Source organism: Natronolimnohabitans innermongolicus JCM 12255 (assembly GCF_000337215.1).
Classification (GTDB): domain Archaea; phylum Halobacteriota; class Halobacteria; order Halobacteriales; family Natrialbaceae; genus Natronolimnohabitans; species Natronolimnohabitans innermongolicus.
Genome location: NZ_AOHZ01000040.1, coordinates 70,172 through 88,368, shown reverse-complemented (window position 1 = coordinate 88,368; position 18,197 = coordinate 70,172). Strand labels below are relative to the sequence as shown.

The 18,197-nt window shown below is 66.6% G+C and carries 17 protein-coding genes; 8 read left to right on the top strand and 9 right to left on the bottom strand.

The window, feature by feature from the left end; all coding sequences use genetic code 11:
• Positions 1-161: 161 nt before the first annotated feature.
• Positions 162-785: a trimeric intracellular cation channel family protein gene (locus C493_RS07565; RefSeq protein ID WP_083912392.1), complete on the top strand. Its 624-nt coding sequence runs from the start codon at positions 162-164 to the stop codon at positions 783-785.
• 22 nt (positions 786-807) lie between these two features.
• On the opposite strand, the gene C493_RS07560 is transcribed toward C493_RS07565, so the two are convergent.
• From C493_RS07560 to C493_RS07550, 3 genes are all read right to left on the bottom strand, one after another.
• Complete coding sequence (locus tag C493_RS07560; RefSeq protein WP_007258836.1) at positions 808-2,232, bottom strand: amidase; 1,425 nt, start codon at positions 2,230-2,232, stop codon at positions 808-810.
• Positions 2,233-2,310: 78 nt separating this feature from the next.
• Positions 2,311-3,687: a geranylgeranyl reductase family protein gene (locus C493_RS07555; protein WP_007258835.1), complete on the bottom strand. Its 1,377-nt coding sequence runs from the start codon at positions 3,685-3,687 to the stop codon at positions 2,311-2,313.
• A gap of 120 nt (positions 3,688-3,807) precedes the next feature.
• Positions 3,808-4,551: a proteasome assembly chaperone family protein gene (locus C493_RS07550; protein ID WP_049889214.1), complete on the bottom strand. Its 744-nt coding sequence runs from the start codon at positions 4,549-4,551 to the stop codon at positions 3,808-3,810.
• Positions 4,552-4,686: 135 nt separating this feature from the next.
• Between C493_RS07550 and C493_RS07545 the strand changes: the two genes are divergently transcribed.
• From C493_RS07545 to C493_RS07535, 3 genes are read left to right on the top strand one after another with little or no spacing between them, the layout of a single operon-like run.
• Positions 4,687-5,595: an RsmB/NOP family class I SAM-dependent RNA methyltransferase gene (locus C493_RS07545; RefSeq protein WP_007258833.1), complete on the top strand. Its 909-nt coding sequence runs from the start codon at positions 4,687-4,689 to the stop codon at positions 5,593-5,595.
• Positions 5,595-6,104 (top strand): DUF7122 family protein, encoded by a 510-nt coding sequence (locus C493_RS07540; protein ID WP_007258832.1) that lies wholly within the window; start codon positions 5,595-5,597, stop codon positions 6,102-6,104. Before C493_RS07545 ends, C493_RS07540 begins: the two co-directional genes overlap by 1 nt.
• 57 nt (positions 6,105-6,161) lie before the next feature.
• Complete coding sequence (locus C493_RS07535) at positions 6,162-6,497, top strand: hypothetical protein (protein WP_007258831.1); 336 nt, start codon at positions 6,162-6,164, stop codon at positions 6,495-6,497.
• Positions 6,498-6,533: 36 nt separating this feature from the next.
• Here the strand turns inward: C493_RS07535 and C493_RS07530 are convergent, their stop codons facing one another.
• The 3 genes from C493_RS07530 to C493_RS07520 form a co-directional block, all read right to left on the bottom strand.
• Positions 6,534-7,466, bottom strand: a complete 933-nt coding sequence (locus C493_RS07530; protein WP_007258830.1) for a VOC family protein — start codon at positions 7,464-7,466, stop codon at positions 6,534-6,536.
• A 66-nt stretch (positions 7,467-7,532) separates the two neighbouring features.
• On the bottom strand, positions 7,533-7,964 hold the full coding sequence (locus C493_RS07525) for a response regulator (protein WP_007258829.1): 432 nt from the start codon (positions 7,962-7,964) through the stop codon (positions 7,533-7,535).
• 158 nt (positions 7,965-8,122) lie between these two features.
• Complete coding sequence (locus tag C493_RS07520; RefSeq protein ID WP_007258828.1) at positions 8,123-9,133, bottom strand: malate dehydrogenase; 1,011 nt, start codon at positions 9,131-9,133, stop codon at positions 8,123-8,125.
• 223 nt (positions 9,134-9,356) lie between these two features.
• Between C493_RS07520 and C493_RS07515 the strand changes: the two genes are divergently transcribed.
• Positions 9,357-10,676, top strand: a complete 1,320-nt coding sequence (locus C493_RS07515) for an MATE family efflux transporter (RefSeq protein WP_007258827.1) — start codon at positions 9,357-9,359, stop codon at positions 10,674-10,676.
• Positions 10,677-10,838: 162 nt separating this feature from the next.
• On the opposite strand, the gene C493_RS07510 is transcribed toward C493_RS07515, so the two are convergent.
• The gene (locus tag C493_RS07510) at positions 10,839-11,375 is read right to left on the bottom strand and encodes a ferritin (protein ID WP_007258826.1); all 537 of its coding nucleotides are present in this window, start codon (positions 11,373-11,375) and stop codon (positions 10,839-10,841) included.
• A 69-nt stretch (positions 11,376-11,444) separates the two neighbouring features.
• Positions 11,445-13,040 (bottom strand): DUF790 family protein, encoded by a 1,596-nt coding sequence (locus C493_RS07505; RefSeq protein WP_007258825.1) that lies wholly within the window; start codon positions 13,038-13,040, stop codon positions 11,445-11,447.
• Positions 13,041-13,173: 133 nt separating this feature from the next.
• Between C493_RS07505 and C493_RS07500 the strand changes: the two genes are divergently transcribed.
• The 3 genes from C493_RS07500 to C493_RS07490 all read left to right on the top strand — a co-directional run bounded on the left by C493_RS07500 (position 13,174) and on the right by C493_RS07490 (position 15,648).
• Positions 13,174-13,746: a diadenylate cyclase gene (locus C493_RS07500; RefSeq protein ID WP_007258824.1), complete on the top strand. Its 573-nt coding sequence runs from the start codon at positions 13,174-13,176 to the stop codon at positions 13,744-13,746.
• Between the two features lie 111 nt (positions 13,747-13,857).
• Positions 13,858-14,823: a TIGR03885 family FMN-dependent LLM class oxidoreductase gene (locus tag C493_RS07495; protein WP_007258823.1), complete on the top strand. Its 966-nt coding sequence runs from the start codon at positions 13,858-13,860 to the stop codon at positions 14,821-14,823.
• Positions 14,824-15,237: 414 nt separating this feature from the next.
• Positions 15,238-15,648 carry a hypothetical protein gene (locus tag C493_RS07490; RefSeq protein WP_007258822.1) on the top strand — a complete coding sequence of 137 codons (411 nt, stop codon included), beginning with the start codon at positions 15,238-15,240 and terminating at the stop codon, positions 15,646-15,648.
• 234 nt (positions 15,649-15,882) lie between these two features.
• Here C493_RS07490 and C493_RS07485 read toward each other — a convergent pair whose 3' ends face one another.
• Entirely contained in the window at positions 15,883-18,141 is a 2,259-nt protein-coding gene (locus C493_RS07485; protein WP_007258821.1) for a catalase, read from the bottom strand.
• Positions 18,142-18,197: the final 56 nt, after the last annotated feature.

Here is an 18,197-nt window from a genome sequence, read left to right as displayed (position 1 = left end):
GCGACCCCGTCGCTGCGATCTGTGTGTAACTCCTTACAGTGGCTGCGATAGCCTCGAGAGCGAGCGTCGCTCCGTAGCGCTCAAGGCGGTCCCCACCGTCGGGGTAACCAGTGGTTCGGGAGCCCGACATCCTGTTGTTCGCCGCCGATCCGTTCGTCGCGATGAACGCGATCGGCCTCGTCGCGTTCGCGCTCGTCGGCGCGAGCAAAGCGATCCGCGAGGAGTTCGATCTGTTCGGCATCGCCGTCGTCGGCCTCGCGACGGCGTTCGCCGGCGGCGTCACTCGCGACCTGCTCGTCAACCGCATTCCGCTGGCGCTCAGCGACATCAGCGAGATCGCGCTCGGACTGTTCGGCGTCGGGCTGGCAATCGGGCTCCACCTCGTCCTCGAGTCGCCCGACGACCACCCGATCACGCTCGTCTCGGACGCCGTCGGCCTCGCCGCGTTCGCGACGACCGGCGCCATCGTGGCGACCGAGGCGGGCGTCTCGAGCTTCGGCGTCGTCGTCATCGCGACGATCAACGCGGTCGGCGGCGGGGCGATCGCGGACATCTTGCTGGACCGAGCGCCGTTTATCCTCTTCGAGGACTTCTACGCCAGCTGCGCCGTGCTGGGCGGGAGCACCTACTGGCTCGCGGTGACCGTCGGCGCGTCCGGCAGCGTCGCCGCGGCCGCGTGTGCGGCCGTCACGGTCGGCGCGCGGCTGGCCGCGGTCACCTACGGCTGGGCGCTTCCGACGGCGCAGACGCTCCGACCCGCGGGCGAAAAGCTCCGGAACCGGTGAGCGGGCGGTCCGCCACGTCTCGCTACTCGTACAGGGACTCCCAGGGCCGTTCGCGCTCGAGGGCGCCGCTGGCCGCGAGCACCCGATCGTCCTCGAACCGCCGGCCGACGAGCTGGAGTCCGGCGGGGAAGCCTCGTTCCGTCAGTCCCGCCGGAGCGGCGCCGACGGGGTGGCCCGTCCAGTTGAACGGCCAGGTCAGCGGCCAGTCCCACGCGCTCGACTCGAGGTCTTCCTCGAGGCCGACGTCGGCCCGCGAGAGCGTGGGGGTGACGAGCAGGTCGTACTCCTCGAAGACGTCCTGGACGGCGTCGAAGAAGCCGGTTCTGACGACGCCGGACGCCGCGAGCTCCTCGGGGCCGAACCCCTCGCCGATGTGGATCATCGCGAGAAGGCTGTCCGAGACCGCTTCGGGGTGGTCCCGGAGGTCGACGCCGTAGGCTTCCTCGACCGTTTTCGCCGTCTCGAGGATCGACGTCATGTACGTCGCCATGGTCGCCTCCTGAAGCTCGCCGAGCGAGTAGCCGTGGTCGATCGAGATCTCTTCGACGGTCGCGCCGGCCGACTCGAGCGCGTTCGTGGCCGCCGCGACGGTCTCCCGAATCGGCTCGGAGACGGGGAAGACGTCCAGATCCGGACTGTAGGCGATACGATACTCGTCGATCGGACGATCGACGGCGTCGCGATACTCGAGGTCGACGGGGACGCTCGTCGGATCGGCGGCGTGGGGGCCGGCCATCGCCTCGAGCATGATCGCCGCGTCCGCGACGGTTCGCGCCATCGGTCCTTTCGTCACGTGCTGGGTCGTCCGGCCGAACGCATTCGGACGGCCGTCGTCGGGGACGAGCCCGAACGTCGGTTTGATGGCGTAGACGCCGCACATCGCCGCGGGAATCCGGAGCGAGCCGCCGGCGTCGCTGCCGGTCGCGAGCGGGACCAGTCCCGCTCCGAGCGCCGCGGCCGAGCCGCCGGAGGAGCCGCCGGCGTTCAACGTGGTGTCGATCGGCGACGCCGTCGGGCCGACGAGTTCGTTGTCGGTCGTTCCCTTGTGGCCGAACTCGGGCGTGTTCGTCGTCCCGATCACGATCGCGCCGGCCGCCTCGAGTCGCTCGACGATGGCCGACGTCTCCGCGGCGACGTTGTCCGAGAAGAGCGCCGAGCCCGAGGTGTGGCGAACGCCTTTCTTGAGCGCACCGAGATCTTTCAGCGCCAGCGGGACGCCGTGAAGCGGACCGACGTCCTCGCCGCGTTCTATCGCTCGGTCCGCCTCCGCCGCGGCGTCTCGGGCCTCGTCGGCACAGACCGTAACGAAGGCGTTGATCTCGTCGTCTCGGTGCTCGATTCGCTCGAGGTGGGCGTCGACGACCTCGGTTGCGGTGACGTCGCCGGTTCGAATACGGGTCGCGAGTTCGGCCGCGGAAAGACGCGTGAGTTCCGACTCGAGAGACATAGCAGTACCACGGTCGGCGAGTATGTTATAAGTTAGCGAACAGGACGATTTCGAGGCGGCGGCGCGATCCGTCGCGAGTTAGTACTTGGGTTCGGCGTCCGTAATATCGTAGACGCGGTCCATCACGGCGTCGCGTTCTTTCTGCCAGGCCGCGAAGTGCTCCGGGCCGTTGGGGTAGCTGTCGTAGACGTCCTTGAGCGAGTCCGCTTCGCGCTGGACCTTGTAGAGTTCGTAGAGGGTGTCCCAGTGGCCGAAGGTCTTGGCGAGCGTCTTGAGTTTGAGCCCGAGTCCCATCTCGGTGGTTCCCTTCTTGCCGATGGCGTCGATGAGTTGCTGACCCGGGATGGCGGTGATCACCGAGACGAGGTCGTCGATGTCGCTTGCCGTCCCGAAGATGTTGTAGAGGTCCATCGCGGCGAAGCGCTTCCCGAAGTCGGTCTGGACGCGGCGGTTGTACTCCCAGAGTGCGGCCTCGCTGACGTCGCCGTCGTCGATCGCCTCGAGCGCGATTTCGGCGGCCCAGTGGCCGGCTTTCGCGGCGCCGGGAATCCCCCCGCCGGTACAGGGGTTGACGTGGGCGGCGGCGTCGCCGACGGCGACGTATCCGGGGTGGACGGCCGAGTCGTAGGGACGGCGAGTCGGCAACGCGGCGCCGAGTTTGTTCTTGACCGTCGCGTCCGCGAACTCCGCGCGGTTCGCGATGTCGTCCTCGAGGGCGTCGACCAGTTTCATCGGTTTCTGGCTCATCTGGAAGCCGAGGCCGGCGTTGATCTCCGTGGCCGACCGCGGGAAGTACCAGAGGTAGCCGAGTTCATCGGTCGGCTTGAACACCAGCGCGTCTTCCCAGTCGACGGGTTCGGGTACCTCGAGCACCTCGCGGTAGGCCGAGCAGAACTGCGAGTAGTTGACGTTCGTATCGAACGTCGAGGTCGAGAGGTCGGTCTTGTCCTGTAGCACCGAGAGCGCGCCCGCGGCGTCGACGACGACCTCTGCGTCGTACTCGACCGGATCCCCGTCGCGGACGGCTCGAACGCCTTCGACTCGGCCGTCAGGCTGGACGACGTCGTTGACGACGGTATCGTAGTGGATTTCGGCGCCGGCGCGGTCGGTCTCCTCGAGCAGGACCTGCCCGTACTTGTAGCGGTCGACGACCGCACCCGTCTCGCCGAACGGAATCTCGAGGCGCTCGTCGGTCTGGGGATTTTCGAAGAGTCCGCGAGTGATCCCCTCGTTGGTGAACGCCTCGTCTCTGAGCCGCTCGCGGTCGACGACGTCGGGGAACGTGCTCTTGCCCTTGATCCCGTCCCCGCAGGCGATGTGGCCGCCCTCGTCCTCGCTCTTTCGCTCGAGGAGGACCACGTCGTATCCGTCTCGAGCGGCCGTCGCCGCGGCGAAACACCCGCCCGTACCGCCGCCGACGACGACCATGTCGTACGATTCCGTGTTCGAACTCATTGGTATCCACGACCGACTCATTCGAGAACTAAAAAGACGCGGGAACTGTTTTGACGTTGCCAGGAGAACGAAACCGGTCGAACGGGGCTGCATCTCGGTTCCGACGGTGGGGCGGGAGCGCTACTGATACATCCGAAGCGGCTGTGCCTGTGAACTCTCCTCCTGGCCGATCCGCTGCATCTGCTGGGCGAACTGCTCGCGTTTCTCCCGGATCTCCGCGGCGTGGTCGACGAGATCCTGAACGTTGATCTCGAGTCCGGAAACGGGTCCGATCCCCGCCTCGAGCAGGACGCTTGCGGCTTCGGGATCGGGAAACTGCGGGCTGGCCTCGACGACCAGTCCGATGCTGTCGTGACCGTGATGGGCGGCCCGGTTGATCAGCGCGCCCGTCGGCCCCGTGACCACGCCGTCTTCGGGCGGCGAGTCGACGTCGTTCTCCTCGAGCGCGACGCCGGCCTCGCCGGTGGCGATGCCGTAGATGGCGGGTTCGTCGTCGTCGCGTTCGGCCGGCAGGCCGCTGAGGTAGATCGGCGTCGCGTCCTGCTCGACGACCCAGCCGGTGACGCAGGAGGCGACCGTCTCGACGGCCTGTGAACGGATCGGGACGTCGCTCTGGATCGCCAGCAGGTCGTGTGCCTCGCTGACGTAGACGCGCACCGGCGGTCTGGCGGTCCGGTCGTCGCCGCGGTAGACGCCGATCTCGGGGAGTCCGTCGCAGTCGACGCTCGCGTAGTAGCGCATCTCGAGTTCGCGCACGAGGTGGTCGGTCGCGATCTTGCCAACCAGTCCGAGGCCGGGAAAGCCCTCGACGAGGGTGGGGTTCTCGAGGTCGGCCTCCGGCCCCTGCAATTGAATCCCTGGCATACCCGACTGTACGGCCGAATCCGGGATAAAAACGAGGGTCGCGTCGTCGCTCCGACGGCGTCCGTCGATATCGCGGCCGCGAACCGACGCGGCGCTTCGAAACCCACAAACGCCGGGCCTGCGAACTCGTCGCCAATGGAGCCACTCGAGCGGTATCGACCGATCATCGACGACTTCGACGCCTTTCTCGAGGCCTGCGAGCGACCGCTCGGCAACGCCGTGCGGATCAACACGATCAAGACCTCGGTCGAGCGCGCGCTCGCGACGCTCGAGGAGGACGGCCTCGAGTACGAACAGGCCGACTGGAACCCCCGCGTGCTGCGTCTCGAGACCGACTCGCCGGGTTCGACGTGGTCCTCGTTTCACGGCTTTACCCACGGACAGGAGGAGGTCTCGGCGGTGCCGCCGATCGTCCTCGATCCACAGTCCGGTGAGCGCGTCTGGGACTGCTGTGCCGCGCCGGGCGGGAAGGCGACCCAGATCGCCGCGCTAATGGACGACGAGGGGACCGTCGTCGCCAACGACAACAACCTCGGCCGGATCTCGGCGCTGCGCTTTAACGCCGAACGACTCGGCGCGACGAGCCTCGCGGTGACGAACGACGACGCGCGCAACTACTCGCTGAACCGCTTCTCCTTCGACGAATTCGACCGCGCGCTCGTCGACGCCCCCTGCTCGTGCGAGGGAACGATTCGGAAGAACCCCGACGCCCTGGACAACTGGTCGGAAGGCCACATCTCCTCGGTCGCGGGCATCCAGAAGGGGATTCTCCGGCGCGCGATCCAGGCCACCCGCGAGGGCGGCACCGTCGTCTACTCGACGTGTACCTTCGCACCCGAAGAAAACGAGGCCGTCGTCCAGCACGCCCTCGAGAACGAACCCTGCCGCGTCGTCGACTTCGACCTCGGCCTCGAGTACGACCCCGGCCTGACCGAGTGGGACGACGAGACCTACGACTCGACGCTCGAGCGAGCGGCGCGGATCTACCCGCATCGGAACGACACCGGCGGCTTCTTCGTCGCGAAACTGGAGGTGACCGCCTGATGGGCGAGCAAAACGACGGCCAGCGGTTCGACCGCCTGCCGGCGACGCCCGACGAGCGGAGCGTCGAGGGCCGCGTGAGCCGCGAGGCGGTCGTCGACTACTTCGACGATCGGTTCGGCATCCCGCCCGCGACGTTCGACGACCACACGTTCTGGGAGAAAGGCGCCGGCAAGATCTGGATCTACGCCGGCGAGGCGCCGACGCCGCTCGAGATCGAGGCCATCGGGATGACCTGCCTCCGGACGCGCCAGGAACACTGGAAGCCCACGACCGACTTCGTCCAGCGCTTTGGCCGTCACGCGACCGACTGCGTGATCGAACTCGAGCGCGAAGAGGCGCGAGCGTTCGCAGCCGGCGAGGACCAGGAGATCGAGCGCTGGGAGGGCGACTGGGGGTACCTGATCGGCGCCCACGACGTCGCCGGCGACGTGGAACCCCTCGGCATCGGGCTCTACGTCCACGGCGAACTGCGCTCGATGGTCCCGAAGGGACGGCAGCGAGAGCTGTAGTTCAGCGGAGCGGCGATCAGGCCGGTTCACTACGTACGCCGTGCTGATAGTCCCGGTATGGCCGACGACGGCGCCGAGGGAACGACCGACCGGGATCCCGTCGATACCGACGGCGTTCCGGCCGCGTCACAACCAGACAGGGGCCTCGGCGACCGACTCGAACTCGAGGAACTCGTTCAGTGGACGTTCCTCTACGGCGATCGGTGGCTCCTCTCCGCGCTCCTCCTCGCGGGCGTCTTCGTCGGCACGCTGGCGCTCATCGCCGGCGACCTGATCACGCCCGCCGAAGCGGGCGACATCACGGTCATCTCCTCGGCGCTGGTCGGAAGTGTGTCACTTTTTGTCATGACTGTCCTCGCGATAGAGGAGACGGTGGCCGGCGAATCGTCCTGAGGACCCTCCGTCGCGGCCCGTTTCGATACCAGTCAGCTACGCCGAGCGGTCCAGCTTCGGCAATCCGCTTTCGATCTCCCCACGGCGATCCTCGAGCCACTCCGGAAGCACCAGCTCCTCGCCGAGGGCGTCGAGATCCTCGTCGACGGTGTAGCCCGGTTCCTTCGTGGCGAACTCGAAGAGGACGGTGCCGTACTCGCGGGCGTAGACCGACCTGAACCACTTGCGGTCGATGATCTCGGTCGGTCGGAGGCCGCGGTCGATCAGGAACTGGCGCCACTCGTCTTGTTCGTCGTCGGCGACCTGGAACGCGACGTGGTGGACGGTGCCGGCGCCGGGAACCCCGCGGCGGGCCTGGGGATTTTCGACGATGTCGATCACGTAGCCGAGGTCGCCCTCTGCCGTGTACCGCTTGCGAGTGCCCTCGCGGTCGGTCTGGCGATACCCCATCTCTTTCAGGAGGTCGCTGGTCGGGTCCGCGCCGGTCAGCGAGAGCGTCACGCCGAAGAAGCCGCGGATCGCGTGGGCGTGCGGAACCGGGCTCTCCGGCAGGTTCGCGGGCGGGGTGTCGCTTCTGGCGACCAGTTCCAGCGGGAGGCCGTCGGGATCGGAAAACGACAGGACGGCGTCGCCGAAGCGCTCGCGAACGTCTCCGGGGTCGGCGCCGGCGTCGGCGAGACGGTCCCGCCAGTACTCGAGCGACCCCTCGGGGACGAGAAACGAGATTGCGCTGGCCTGTCCCGCACCGACCTGGCCGGACTGGGCGTTGGCGTAGGGAAAGAACGTCAGGCTCGTCCCCGGGGTTCCCTCGTGATCGGCGTAGAACAGGTGATAGACGGAGACGTCGTCCTGATTGACGCTTCGCTTGACGAGGCGAAGCCCGAGGGTTTCGGTGTAAAACTCGAGGTTGCGACGCGGGTTGCTCGCGATGGCGGTAACGTGGTGAAGGCCTGGTGTCGCCGATGGCATGGGCGATTTTACGGCGGCAGCCGGGATAACGCTGCACCCAACAGCCGTCACCGAGCGCCGTTCGTCTCAGGCCGACGCCACCGCCGGCGGGAGCGTCGCCTCGTCGAACCAGAACGCCTCGATCGCCCGCCCCATCTCGATGAACTCGTCCGGCGTGTTCGGTTTGGTGAGATAGGCGTTCGCACAGAGTTCGTAGCTTCGAGTGACGTCTTCGACCGCCTCCGAACTCGTGAGAACGAGCACCGGCGGCGCCACGAGATCCGGATCCTGATTGATCGTCTCGAGCACCTCGAATCCGTTCTTCCGCGGGAGATTTAGATCGAGTAGCACCAGATCGAGTTCGACGGACCCGTCGTCTCGCTGGCGCTCGCGGAGGGACTCGAGGGCCGACGTGCCGTCGTGGACCGCGTGGAACGTCGTCTCGGCGTCGACGTCCCGGAACGCCTCCTTGATGAGGCGGACGTCGCCGGGGTTGTCCTCGATAAGTAAGATTTGCATCGATTCTGGCGTAGAGCAATCGGTCACGAGCCGTACACGCACGTATTCAGAGAAGCCGTATAAGGGTGCTCACTAATAGCGTTGGAACGAGCGCTCGATCGGGAGCCGCTGATCCGGCGGCGGTCTCCCCGCGCGAGTGAGACGAACCGCGAACGCGGTCACTCGAGCGACGCACGAACCGCCTCGGCGGCGGCCTCGAGTCCCTCGCGTTCGTCGTCGGCGAGATCCCACTCGACGATCTCGGCGACGCCGCCCTCGTCGAGGACGACGGGAACGCTCAGACTGACGCCCTCGAGGCCGTACTCGCCTGAAAGCGGCGTCGAAAGGCAGACGGGATCGGCGCCGCGATCGCCGGTCGCACCGTCCGTTCCGCCCTCGAGCAGCCGACCGACGATCAGGGCGACGCCCCGGCCCGTGACCCAGCGCGAGGAGTCCGCGCCGCCGCGCATCTCGATAACGTCGTAGGGGATCGACCGGACGGAGTCGAGGATCGCCTCGCGGTCGTCGGCCGAGAGCGAGATCGGTTCGCCGTCGACGGTCGCTCGCGAGAAGACCGGCACCATGTGTTCGCCGTGTTCGCCCACGATCGGACAGGAAACGTCGCTCGGCGAGACGTCGCCGTCGGCCCGGCGAGCGAGTTCGTCCGCGAGTCTGGCCGTCTCGGACAGCGAGTAGCCGAGAAAACGCCGGCGGGGCCAGCCGCTCGCCTCCCAGAGTCGGTGGGCGATCCGGTCACAGGGGTTCGCGACGACGACCGTCGGCGTCGGCTCGCCGTCGGCGAACCACGCGCCGAGGTCCGCGGCGATCTCGAGGTTGCGCTCGAGCACCGAGAGCCGGCCGCCGCGCTCGAAGCTGTCCGGGGAGCGGGGCGCGCTCGCGGTGACGACGATCACGTCGGCGTCGTCGACGAGAGTCGGATCGGTCTCGGCTCCCGTTCTCGAGTCCGGGTCGACGGCGGAGACCGTACCGGGCCGGTCGCCGTCGAACGCGGGACGGCCGACCGCGTGGGCGGCGTGACACTGGGAGTGGCGCAGATCGATCGCGTGGCCCCTCGCGGCGTCGGTTCGGGGATCGACCAGCGTCAGGTCGATGGTCGGCTGCTGCACGGCGAGCGTGTAGGCGACGGTGGATCCGATGGTCCCGCCGCCGCCAACGACGAGTACGTTCACGATCGACGATTAGGGTTCGAGGCAAAGAATATGCTCGACTTCGGTTCGGCTCAGTTTAGCTCGGTTCCCGCTCGCGTTCGCGGCCCCTTCGGTCGCCCCTGCTGGTTCCTGAAGGTACAAGACGCCGCTGGGACAACCGGGGAGCGTGGACGCAGCCGACGAGTCGACGCGCCGTCGCATCCGTTCTCTCTGGAGACGCGTATTCGACCTCTCCTGGCCGGTGATGGCCGAACAGGTGCTCCGGACGCTGATGCGCACGACCGACCTCCTCGTCGCGGGCTTTTTCTCGCCCGCCGCGGTCGCCGCCGTCGGTCTCGCGGACATCTACGGCCGGCTCACCCTGTGGCTCGGCCTCGGCATCGGCGACGGCGCGATCGCGCTCTCGAGTCAGGACACCGGGAGCGGTCGGTCGGCAAACCGCGACGAGGCCGTCACGCAGGCGCTGTTGGTCGGCGTCCTCGCGGGGATTCCGTTCGTCCTGTTCGGGCTCGTCGGGAGTTTCTGGGCGATCGAAATCCTGGGCGCTGACGCGGAGACCGTCCGCCTCGGTGGGCTCTACCTCGCGATCATCTTCATCACGGCGCCGGCGTTTCACGTGACGATGATCGCCGCCCGCTCGATACAGGGCACCGGCGACACCCGCACGCCGATGTACGTCAACGCGGGCGCGAACGCGCTCAACATCGTCCTCACCGTGGTGCTGGCGTTCGGCCTCGGGCCGTTCCCGGAGCTGTCGATCGTCGGCATCGCCGTCGCGACGGCGATCGGTGACACGCTGGCGGCGCTTACGTTCCTCGGCGTCATCTACAGCGCGCGCAGCGAACTCTCGCTCGTCCGGCCGACCCAGTGGATCATCGCGAAACAGCTCCTGGTCATCAGCGCGCCGCGAATCGCCGAGGGGATCATCGAACTGGTCGCCGAGTTCCCGTTCAACGCGATCCTGCTCGCGTTCGGGACGGAGGTCAACGCAGCCTACCACATCGGTCGACGGGTCTACCAGCAGATCTCCTCGCCGCTCGCGCGGGGCTACGGCACCGCCGCGAACATCCTCTCGGGGCAGGCCCTGGGCCGCGGCGAGGCCGACGCGGCCTACTTCAATGGACTCGCCGCGGCCGGCCTGGCCGTGCTCACCGTCGGCGGCCTGGGCGCCGTGATCTTCGTCGCCGCCGAGCCGATCGTCCGCCTCTTTACGAGCGACCCGGCCACGATCGGCTACGCGACCGGCTTCGCCCGCGCCTACGCGGTCGCGACGGCGCTCATCGCCTGTTACATCGTCCTCGCGGGCTCGCTCCGGGGCGGCAGCGAGACGCGGCCACCGTTCGTCGCCAAACTCACCGGCGCCGTCTGCTTCCTGCTCGGGATCACCTACGTCTTCGGCGTCGGCCTCGAGTACGGCGTCGTCGCCGCCTACGTCGCGATCGTCGCCGACTTCGTCTGGCGGAACGTCGTCGTCGGCGCCGTCTATCTGCGGGGGAACTGGCTCGAGCGCGGCACTGATATGATGGCCGAACGCGGGAGTTTGCGCGCCAGCGACGAGGACTAGCAGTCGATAGTGGGATTCGTTCCGCGCAGAAGAAGGAAGCCCCGTCCGCCCGCGGTCGCAAAGTGCCCGTTCGAACGGCCGTGAGACCGTCGGCTCACGCCCCCTTCGAGGGGCGAACGGCGTCAGCCGCGGCGGGCGGGGCGGGGGAGTTCGCCGACTCTCCTACGGCCCGGACTCGAATACATCGATATCGTCCGCCTCGTCCCCACCACCGCCGCGCTGTCCGAGTTCCTGATCGATCATCAGCAGGCCGGGACCGTCGTCCCCGACGTGTTTCAGTTTGTCGAGGATACCCTGTGCCGTCGCCTCTTCCTCGACCTGCTCGGCGACGAACCACTGGAGCATGTTCTCCGTCGCGTTGTCGGTTTCTTCTCGAGCGAGCGCGACGAGGTCGTCGATCATCGCCGTGATTTCGACTTCGTGTTCGTACGCCGCCTCGAAGGCATCGGCCGGACTGGCCCACTGCGCCGGTGGACTGTCGATACTATCCAGCGTGACGCGCCCGTCGCGTTCGATGACGTAATCGTAGATTCGCATCGCGTGCTCGTTCTCCTCGTCGGCCTGCGCACGCATCCACGACGCGAACCCGGGGAGTCCTTCGTCCTCGTAGTAGGCCGCCATCGAGAGGTAGAGATACGACGAGTACAGTTCGGCGTTGAGCTGTTCGTTCAACGCCTCTTCGATCGGTTCGGTAAGCATACTTCGTAACTCCGCTCGAACGGAACATTACCCTTGGGGGTTTTCCCAGGTTCCCGTCCCGGGTTCGAACTACCGTTCGACGAGCGTCCCGCCGGCCAGTCCCTCCCACTCGACGCGATAGCCCAGCTCCGAGAGCACCGCACTCGAGTCGCTGATTCCGACGGCCTCGAGCGCGTCCTCGGCGTCCGCGAGGTCCATGCCGGCCTCGAGGTCCGCGGCGAGCGACTCGAGGAGCGCCGGCCGAACGAGCGTTCGGCCCACGAGCTCGTGGGCGGGAAACGCCACGTCGGCCAGCGCGTCCTCGCTGACGCCGTGACGGCCAGCGAGGGACTCGAGGGAGAGGGCGTCCTCGTCGGGACGCAGTTCCTCCGGCAGCGAGGCGGCGCTCTCGGCGACGAGTTGGCGTTCGTACTCCCGAAGGACTGCGGCGACGTCTTTCATCGGCACCGTTCCGTCGTAGGGGATCGCCCGGAAGTCGCGGGCCGCGATCTCCGCGCCGACGCCCAGCGACTCGTCGACGGCGACGACGAGTTCGACGTCCTCGAGACCCTCGAGCTGGGCGAGCTTCTTCTCGACGTACTCGGGGGTCCAAAAGCCCATGATCTCGAAGTAGACGCGGAACCCGCGGTCGCGCGAGGCGCTCGCTGCTCTCGAATCGACTGCGTCGATGTCGGGACCGCCGTGTTCGTAGTCGAACGCGAAATCGGGGATCATCACCCGCGTTCCCGTCGCGAGCGGTTCGGGTTCGCGCACGAGGTCCCACTCGAGGTCGAGCGTCGAGAACCGACCGGCGAAGTCGGCCTCGACGGCGCTGTCGAAGCTGACCTCGGCGACGGGGTCGGCGTCGGGAACGCGGACGGGGTCCGCCTGGGAGAGCGAGAGCGTCCGCTCGGTTCCGCGGTCGTCGATCGTCGCCTCGAGGCGCCACTCCTCGGCTGCCGCGACCGTTCGCAGCAGGCGAGCGAATCGCGTGCCGTACCGACGGGTGGCACGAAAGAGGTGGGTTGGGCCGGTGACGATCACCTCGCGTTCGGCGATTCCGGGGTCGGCGCCACTACCGTCGTTCGCTCCAGCATCCAGTCGCCGGATCTCGTACATCAGCCGCAGGCGCTTGATCGCCGACACCAGCGCCTTCGGATCGCTCGAGCGAACCCGCAACTCGGTCGCGTCGAACAGCGCGGTCTGTGCGAGCGAGAGGTTGTACTGGGCGACCAGGTCGTCCGGCTCCCAGCGCGACTGCAGGTCGGCGAGGACCTGCCGTTCCTCGAGGTCGGCGTACAGGGAATCCGCGAGGTCGTCCGCGGAGACGCCAAGCGACTCGCCGGCGCGGACGAGCGCCATCGTCCGCTCGTCCGCGTCGACGACGCCGACGGCTTCGGCGGCCTCGAACGCCGCCTTTCGAGCGCGTTCGGGATCGAGTGTCGCGTCCGTCTCGAAATCGGCGTCGCGCTCGAGCAGCGCCGAGAGCCCGCGGACGAGTTTGAAGTCGTCAGCGTCGCGCTCCAGATCGGTCAGGGCGGTCTCGAGGGCGCCGCGCGTCTCGCCGACGTGGCCCTGGTAGGTGCCGATGACGCGCGCGGCGAGGGGGCGGTGCTCGCGGTCGGCGAACCGGAGGTGATAGCCGCCTCCGGCCCGCGAGACGCGCAGCAGGTCCTTCGTCAGCATCCGCGTCGATATCGGGCCGGGACGGGCAAAAGTATCGCGTTCGCGTCCCTCGAGTTCCAGTATCGATCGCACCTCGAGTCGCGGGTGCCGGTTCAGGCAGCGAGGTTACGGATGCCGCGTCCGAACGTCCGATATGGACGACGACCTCCGGATCACCTACCAGGATCACGACGAGGTCCGAGAGCTGATCGACTGTCTCACGCACGTCCTCGAGTCGATCAGTCTGACCTTCGATCGCTGGGACGAACAGTACGTCAAGGGGCCGGGGATGTACGTCGCGATCGTTACCGGGCCGTCCGTCGCCGACTTCGCCGATCCGATGGGTCGAAACCGGTGGCCGACCGAGCGCTGTCGAACCGTCTGTCGGAATCTCCAGAACGTCTACGAGACGGCTCGAGAGGTCGCACTGACCAGGGACGGCGCGCTGGTCGTCAGCGTCGACGGCGTCGTTCAGGAACAGCTGGTGCGCGTTACCGATCTCACGCCGAGCGAACTCGAGGCCGCCGATCCGGACGCGGCCGAGTACGAGGACTGGATGGGGTCGCGACACATGAGCGCCCTCGACACCTCGCGGCGCCGAAACGCCGTCTCGACGCTGACGCTGAGCGAGGAAACCGGTCGGGTGACGTCGTTCGAGAACGGGTCGTTCGAGACGACCAAGCGGTCGGAACTCGGCGGGGAGTGGAACCCGCAGTCGTACTCGTGATCGGCCGTCGCCGACTCGCAGTCAGGCACACTCACGGTGTGAAACTACAACGGAATCCGTGGATCTCCTATCCGTAACGGAGTCCGCCGTAGCCACTACAGGTGTCTATTCATGACCGAACTCGGATACCACGTCTCGCACGAACAGTTCGCGCCGAGCGACCTCCTCGAGTACGCCCGTCTCGCCGACGAAAACGGGTTCGATCACGCGACGGCCTCGGACCACTTCCACCCCTGGAGCGAAGTCCAGGGCGAGTCCGGCTTCGTCTGGTCGTGGCTCGGCTCGGCGCTCGAGGCGACCGACCTGACCTTCGGCACGGTCAACGCACCCGGCTACCGCTACCATCCCGCGATCATCGCCCAGGGCGCCGCCACGCTGCGGGAGATGTACCCCGAGCGATTCTGGCTGGCCATCGGTAGCGGACAGCTACTGAACGAGGGGATCACGGGCGTCGACTGGCCCGTCAAGCGCGAGCGCAACGCCCGCCTCGAGGAGTGCGCCGACGTCATGCGTCGGCTGTTCGAGGGCGAGGAGGTGACCCATCACGGTCGGATCGACGTCGAGCAGGCCCAGCTCTACTCGCGGCCCGAAACCGCGCCGCCGCTGATCGGGGCCGCGCTCTCCGAGGAAACCGCGGCGTGGCTCGGCGAGGCCGAGTGGATCGACGGCATGATCACCATCGCGACGCCCGACCACGAGGCCGACGCGGCCCGCGTCGAGGCGTTTCGAGACGGCGCTCCCGAGAAACCGGTCTATCTGAAGGCCCAACACGCCTACGGCGACGACGAGGACGCCGTCCTCGCGGAGGCGACCGAGCAGTGGGGCCCGAACTGCATCCCAGGGTCGGTCACCCAGGAGATCCGCACGCCCGAGGAGTTCGAGGAAGCCGCCGCAGCGGTCGACGAGGAGCGCGTCGCCGAGAACGTCCGCGTCTCGACCGACCTCGCGGACCACCTCGAGTGGCTCGAGCGCGACGCCGACCTCGACGTCGAACGGGTGTCCGTCCACAACGTCACGACGAATCAGGCCGCGTTCATCGAGGCGTTCGGCGAGGACGTATTGCCGTCGTTCCGATAGCGCGCTCGGTGCGGCAGCGAACTGATCGACGAGATCCTGATCAGTTCCGGATGACGTCGTCGCCTCGTGGCGCGAATTGATCATCCGTTCTCAGCTCTACAGATGGACTCGTGTCGTAACCGACAATCCGTCTGGACCCTCAGAGGAGGATCCGATTACTGTTAAAACGACGTTCTTATCTTCCGTTACCTCCTTATAATCTGCATGAATTCTCGACGTGGTTATACAAATCATCCTCGACGGCGGCAATTTATTCAGCTAGCCGCCGTTGGAACTATCGGTGGGTTCGCTGGCTGTCTGGACGGGTCCGACGAGCAGACTGACGACGAACCGACTGACGACGAATCGACTGACGACGAGCCAACGAGCGATCCGGAACTTCGAGACGTCCTCAACTGGGAATCGTCCTACGTGATGGAACTCGCCGTGCCGCTAGGGAGTGGGACGATAACCGTTTACGATGGTGACACGTACACTGCCTGGACAGTCAACGGGGTAGAGATGGAAGCCTACAGAATCGGAACGAATGAGTACATCGTGGTAGACGAGGAGTGTTTCATCCCGACAGGGAGTTCGGACGATGACGTTTTCGAGCCAGAACGGCTCATAGACGAGTTTGGATCTGTCACGGCGACGGAAACGGAGCCCATCGACGATCAGGACGTATTCCGATTTGAAGTCGACGACGGATACCTGTACGTCCGCACTGACTCCGGTTACCCGATTCGATTCGAATCCAAAGACGCCAGCGGAGCCACCGACTTTCATTCGTGGGGAGAGCCGGATCCGATCTCGCCACCGGACATGGAATGTGTCGAACAGTAATGAGTGTCGCCTGCCGGTCCTCCCGTCGGATTTGCAGGCGCGCCGATCGAGTGATCTGGTGCAGCTCGATGACACTACCGAACTCCGTTCGCTGCACTCTCACGCAGTTCTTGACGGAAGGTTCAAGGGCTGCGTGGCGTGTCGGTTTCTCGGCGAACGAGCGTCGTCACGGCTGTGATGCCGGTCGGCCGCCCAGTCCACGTCGAACTCGAGGGACGGCGGCTCCAGGGCTCGTCAGGCGGGCACTTCCTCGGGACTTCGGTCCCAGTGGCGGTGTTCGGCGATGGCGTCGACGAACGCGTCGGCGAACGCCTCGAGGTCGCCGCTGCGACAGGTGACGACGCCGGCGTCGGAGACGAGGTCGCCGTCGTCGGCGATCTCGGTGTCCGGCAGGTCGACCGTCTCGAACAGTTCCGTCCCCTCGCCGACCGCGGCGATCGGTTTGTAGTGTTTGAACGCCTCGGCGACGAAGTGCTTCGGGTCGCCCTGCTGGCGCAGCGCGTCGACGCTCTGGTCGCCGCCGGGGACGACGACCGCGTCGAACGAGACCGAAGCCGCCGCGACGTGGTGCATGTCGGGATCGACCGTCTCGCCGTCGGCACCAGACGTCTCGCCGAGGAGCTTCGAGATGACCTTGACCCGGGCGCCCTCGTCCTCTACGGCCGATCGAATCGCCGAGACGTGCTCGTCGTCGAAGCCGTCGTCGACTAGCATCGCGATCTTGCGGGTCTCGATCGTGTCCGGAGTCCGGTTTTCCATGCTGAGCGACGGATCCTCCCGGTCGTGGGTCGGCATCTCGTCGCCGGGTGATTCGGGCGGCTCGACGCCGATCCCCTCGGCGACGCGTTTGGCGAACTCGTGGTCGACGTTGTTGAAGAGGTCGTAAACCATCCGCTCGCGGATCTCCATCCGGTCGACCTTGCCGAGTTCGAAGTGGGCGGCCTCGACGATATTCTGCTTTTCGGGCTCGGACATGCTGTTCCAGAACAGCCGCGCCTGCGTGAAGTGGTCCTCGAAGCTGTCGCTTCGATTTCGGATCTTCTTCCCGGAGATTTTCTCGGCGTAGTGCTCGTAGCCACCCTCTTCCTCGGGCACTTCCTGCGGATCGTCGTCGCCGATGGAGTTGGGTTTGTACGACACTTTGCCCTCGTTGATCTCCTGGCGCATGAAGCCGGCGCGCTGGTTGTTGTGGCGCTCGGCGACGGGCCGATTGATCGGGATCTCGTCCCAGTTGGCGCTCCCGAAGCGGTTGAGCTGGGTGTCCTGGTAGGAGAACAGTCGACCCTGTAGCAGGGGGTCGTTCGAGAAGTCGATCCCTGGGACGACGTTGCCGGGGTGGAACGCCACTTGCTCCGTTTCGGCGAAGAAGTTGTCCGGCGTCTCGTTGAGCACCATCTTCCCGATCGGCCGCACCGGCACCTCGGTCTCGGGGACGATCTTCGTCGGGTCGAGGATGTCGAAGTCGAACTCCTCGGCCTGTTCTTCGTCGAAGATCTGAACGCCGAGTTCCCACTCGGGATCGTAGCCTTCCTCGATGACGTCATAGAGACCTTTTCGGTTGAAATCCGAGTCCTTGCCCCAGAGCTTCGTCGTTTCGTCCCAGACGAGCTGGTGAGTGCCGAGTTTCGGCGTCCAGTGGAACTTGACGAACACCGACTCGCCGTCGTCGTTGACCAGCCGGAAGGTGTGGACGCCGAAGCCTTGCATCATCCGATAGGCCCGCGGCAGCGCCCGCCCCGAGAGGACCCACATGATCATGTGAGTGATCTCCGGTTTGAGAGAGGCGAAGTCCCAGAAGGTGTCGTGGGCCGCCGACGCCTGGGGCATCCCGTCGTCGGGTTCGGGTTTGATCGCGTGGACGAGGTCGGGGAACTCCATCGCGTCCTGGATGAAGAACGGTGGCATGTTGTTCCCGACGAGGTCCCAGTTACCCTCCTCGGTGTAGAACTTCGTCGCGAAGCCGCGAACGTCGCGGACGGTGTCCGAGGACCCCCTCGAGCCGACGACGGTCGAGAACCGGGTGAAGACCGGCGTCTTCTGGTCGGGATCGGTCAGTACCTTCGCTTTCGTCAGTTCCTCGATGTCGTCGTACTCGTCGCCGAGGTCGGGGTCCTCGTAGGGCTGGAAGTAGCCGTGCGCGCCGGTGCCGCGGGCGTGGACCACCCGCTCCGGGATCGACTCGTGGTCGAACTGCGTCATCTTCTCCCGGAAGTGGAAGTCCTCCATGATCGTCGGCCCGCGCTCGCCGGCTTTCAGGGAGTTGTCCGTATCGCTGATCTTGACGCCGTGATCGGAGGTCAGGTCCTGGCCCTCGGGATTTTCGCGCACCTCGTCGAGCTGGTCCTGTTTGCTCGACTCGTCGACGACGCCGGCGTCGTCGCTCGTTCCCGCCTGCCCCGAGTCCGAGTCGGACCGCGACTTGTCCGTTCCGCCGTCGGTCGCCCGTGGCTGCGCGTCGGTTCGTCCGTCGTGGGAAGCGTCGTCGTCTGTCATGTGGGGAAGTAGATGTCTCGGGTCGAATCGATGGCTGGAACGCAGGTCCGGTGACC